A 2,925-nucleotide genomic window follows, 5' to 3' on the forward strand; every position below is an offset into this window, starting at 1 on the left:
CGGAAGACAGATCTAGGCCGTCTTGCCCTCGGCAGCCGCATCGACAAGCGGCTGCGTCTCCCGTGCCGGTCCGGACCACCCGTGCCGGTCCGACGCCGCGGCGGCAGGCGTGCCCGTCGACCCGCTGTCGGCCCACTTCCCCCTCCCCCTGCCCGACTGCGCGCTTCGATCCCGGTCGGTCCCAGGCCGCGGGAGTCGGTCACATCCCCGCCTATTAAAGTGACCCGAACCCATGGGCGGCATGGCGGAGGGACGCAGGCAGCGTGGATGCCCTCAGGCGGGGTTGGGTCGGTCTTGCGCTGTTCTTCGCTGCCCTGGTCCTGATGCCGATCCTGGTGTTCAGTTATCACAGCCAGGAACCCCGGTCCGGTCCGGCCCCGGCGGCATCCCCCGCACCCGACGGTCGTCCATCCCGGCCCGGCCCGGGCGCCGTGCCCACGCCGTCGTCGACGATGTCCGTCGCGCCGTTCACCTTCGCCGGCATCCACCAGGGCGAGACCATCTCGGGATTCCGCACCATCCGGGTGGAGACGACGGGCTACGCTGGCACCCTGACGTACGTGCTGAATGGACCGATCGGGCCGTACCGGCGGGATCTCCCCGGCCCGCCGTACCTGTTCACGCCGCATCCCGGCGGATGGCAGACTTCCGAGGTCCCGGACGGGCTGTACACCCTGACCGCGATCCTGGTCGGAGCCGGGAACACTCAGATCTCCATCAGCTTTACCGTCAGTAACTGAACAGGGACCGTAAGATGATCTCGGCGGAGCAGGCACTCAGCTATCCCGATGAGAACCCGAGGGTGCACGTGACGACGGCGACCGCAGACCATAGTGTCAGCGGGATGGATCGACTGGTGTGGATCGACTGCGAGATGACCGGCCTGGACGCCGCGTCGGATCTACTCCTGGAAGTGGCCTGCTTGATCACGGACAGTGAGCTCAACATCCTCGACGAGGGCATCGACCTGGTCATCTCGGCGCCGGAGGAGGCGCTGCAGACCATGGAGCCGGTCGTCCGCGAGATGCACGAGGCCTCGGGCCTGACCGCCGCCGTCCAAGCCTCCACCTTGTCCCTCGCCGACGCGGAGCGCCAGCTCCTCGACTACGTCCGCACCCGGATTCCCGAGGTGCGCAAGGCCCCGTTGTGCGGCAACTCGATCGCCACGGACCGCACCTTCCTCGCACGTTACCTGCCGTCACTGGACGCTCACCTGCACTACCGCATGATCGACGTCTCGTCGATCATGGAGCTCGCCCGCCGCTGGTACGTGCGGGCCTACTACGCGGCTCCGGTCAAACGCGGCGGCCACCGGGCCCTAGCGGACATCCAGGAGAGCATCGAGGAGCTGCGCTACTACCGACGGGCCGTGTTCGTCCCCCAGCCGGGGCCGGGCACCGAGCAGGCCCGCGCGATCGCCGCCGAGATCCGCGACCAGGCCGATGCGTCGCTGGCCGCCCTGACCGCCGGAGGCTCCGAGCACCCGCAACCAGACGACCCGGCCGGTTCACCCGCGCGGCTTAGCGGGGGATCTTCCACCGCCCGCCTGAACGGGCAGTGATCTCGGCGAGCGCGGCCAGTGCGGTGAGCGCGGCCAGCATGACCGGGGTAACCCCCTTGCCCATCCGGTGGCGCGGACCGGTACGATAGCTTCGCTTGGTCAGGCGGCGCGGGTGGAACATCCCGGATTCGGAACATCCCGGATTCGCACCGGTCGGAGGATCTCCGGTCCGGCCGGGTGTCCTCCTTCGGCATGGCAGCCAGGTTCTGGTGGGTGTAGCTCAGCTGGTAGAGCACCGGGTTGTGGTCTCGGTGGCCGCGGGTTCAAGTCCCGTCACCCACCCCAGAGCGATATCCCGCCGACCAGGCCCCGCAGGGTGGCGGACGGAGGCCCACCGCGGCAGCCGTGCGGCCCCGCCGGGCTCACTCGATGTCGAACAACCCCTGGCGGACCGCGTACATCACGGCTTCCATCCGCGAGTGCAGCTGCAGTTTGTCCAGGATGTTACGAACGTGGTTCTTGACCGTGTTCTCACTGATGAACAGCTTGCGGGCAATCTCGCGGTTCGCGCGCCCCTCAGCGACCAGCTTCAGCACCTCGAGTTCTCGCGCGGTCAGGTGCGGGGCGTGCACCCGAGGACGGTCCTCGGTACCACGGGCCATCGTGGCGAACTCGACCATCAACTTCGATGCCATCGAAGGACTGATCAGACTCTGCCCATTGTGGACGGCCCGCACCGCGTCGGCCACCTCGTGCGGCGGAATCGACTTCAGCAGGTACCCGACCGCACCCGCCTTGATCGCCTCGAACAGGTCGGACTCCTCGTCCGAGACCGTGAGCATCACGATACGAGTGCGCGGAACAGCACGTTTGATGGCACCCGCCGCGGCGATCCCGTCCCGGCCCGGCATCCGGACATCCATCAGGACGATGTCCGGCGACGTCCCGGAGGCCAAGGTCAGAGCCTCTTGACCGTCACCGGCCCGGCCGACGACGCTGATGTCCTCCTCAATCTCCAGGACCGTCTGCAGGCCCTGGAGGAACAACTCATGATCATCTACTACGAGGACCCGGATCGGCGCGGAGCCCTCGACGGAGTCGGCTTCAGCGGCCGACGGCGGCACGACACTGGCCGTCATCACACATCCGGGAATCAGGATCGAATCGTCCGAGTGGCGGCAACCCGGACGCGCACGAAAGATGGTTCGGACACCATCCCACTCTACGTGATGAAGTACACACCCGAGGTCGTGACGGCGCCGAAGTGGTGCCGCCATCTCGCCCGATAAACGCATCCGACATGCCGGAAATAGTACGCGGTGGACGCTGCCACCCACCCGCATATGACCATGTTCGCGCGGCGAGTCGCGCCGGGTTTCCTCCTGGCAACAACCCCGGCGACCAACGCGAGCCAGCAGCACCAG

Annotated in this window: 4 protein-coding genes and 1 tRNA gene; 3 read left to right on the plus strand and 2 right to left on the minus strand. The window is 67.6% G+C overall.

The features are described 5' to 3' along the window. The first annotated feature begins 263 nt into the window (after positions 1 to 263). The 3 genes from AC08OQ_RS10975 (at position 264) to AC08OQ_RS10985 (ending at position 1,846) form a co-directional block, all read left to right on the plus strand. Positions 264 to 740, plus strand: coding sequence for a hypothetical protein (locus AC08OQ_RS10975; RefSeq protein WP_462187053.1), 477 nt, complete (start codon positions 264 to 266; stop codon positions 738 to 740). A 14-nt stretch (positions 741 to 754) separates the two neighbouring features. Then, on the plus strand, positions 755 to 1,561 hold the full coding sequence (gene orn / locus AC08OQ_RS10980) for an oligoribonuclease (RefSeq protein ID WP_476600685.1): 807 nt from the start codon (positions 755 to 757) through the stop codon (positions 1,559 to 1,561). A gap of 209 nt (positions 1,562 to 1,770) precedes the next feature. Then, positions 1,771 to 1,846 (plus strand) — tRNA-His (locus AC08OQ_RS10985). 77 nt (positions 1,847 to 1,923) lie between these two features. Here the strand turns inward: AC08OQ_RS10985 and AC08OQ_RS10990 are convergent. Together AC08OQ_RS10990 and AC08OQ_RS10995 are read right to left on the minus strand one after the other, a co-directional pair. Continuing rightward, on the minus strand, positions 1,924 to 2,640 hold the full coding sequence (locus AC08OQ_RS10990; RefSeq protein ID WP_462187051.1) for a response regulator: 717 nt from the start codon (positions 2,638 to 2,640) through the stop codon (positions 1,924 to 1,926). Between the two features lie 83 nt (positions 2,641 to 2,723). Further along, on the minus strand, positions 2,724 to 2,925 hold a 202-nt coding region (locus tag AC08OQ_RS10995; protein WP_476612024.1), incomplete at its 5' end, for a hypothetical protein.

The sequence above is a fragment of the Frankia sp. CcCS3 genome (genome assembly GCF_977927575.1).

Excerpts from the sequence above, each read along its gene's own strand:
- AC08OQ_RS10990 (WP_462187051.1), bottom strand. The coding sequence starts at position 2,640 with ATGACGGCCAGTGTCGTGCCGCCGTCGGCCGCTGAAGCCGACTCCGTC.
- orn (WP_476600685.1), top strand. The coding sequence starts at position 755 with ATGATCTCGGCGGAGCAGGCACTCAGCTATCCCGATGAGAACCCGAGG.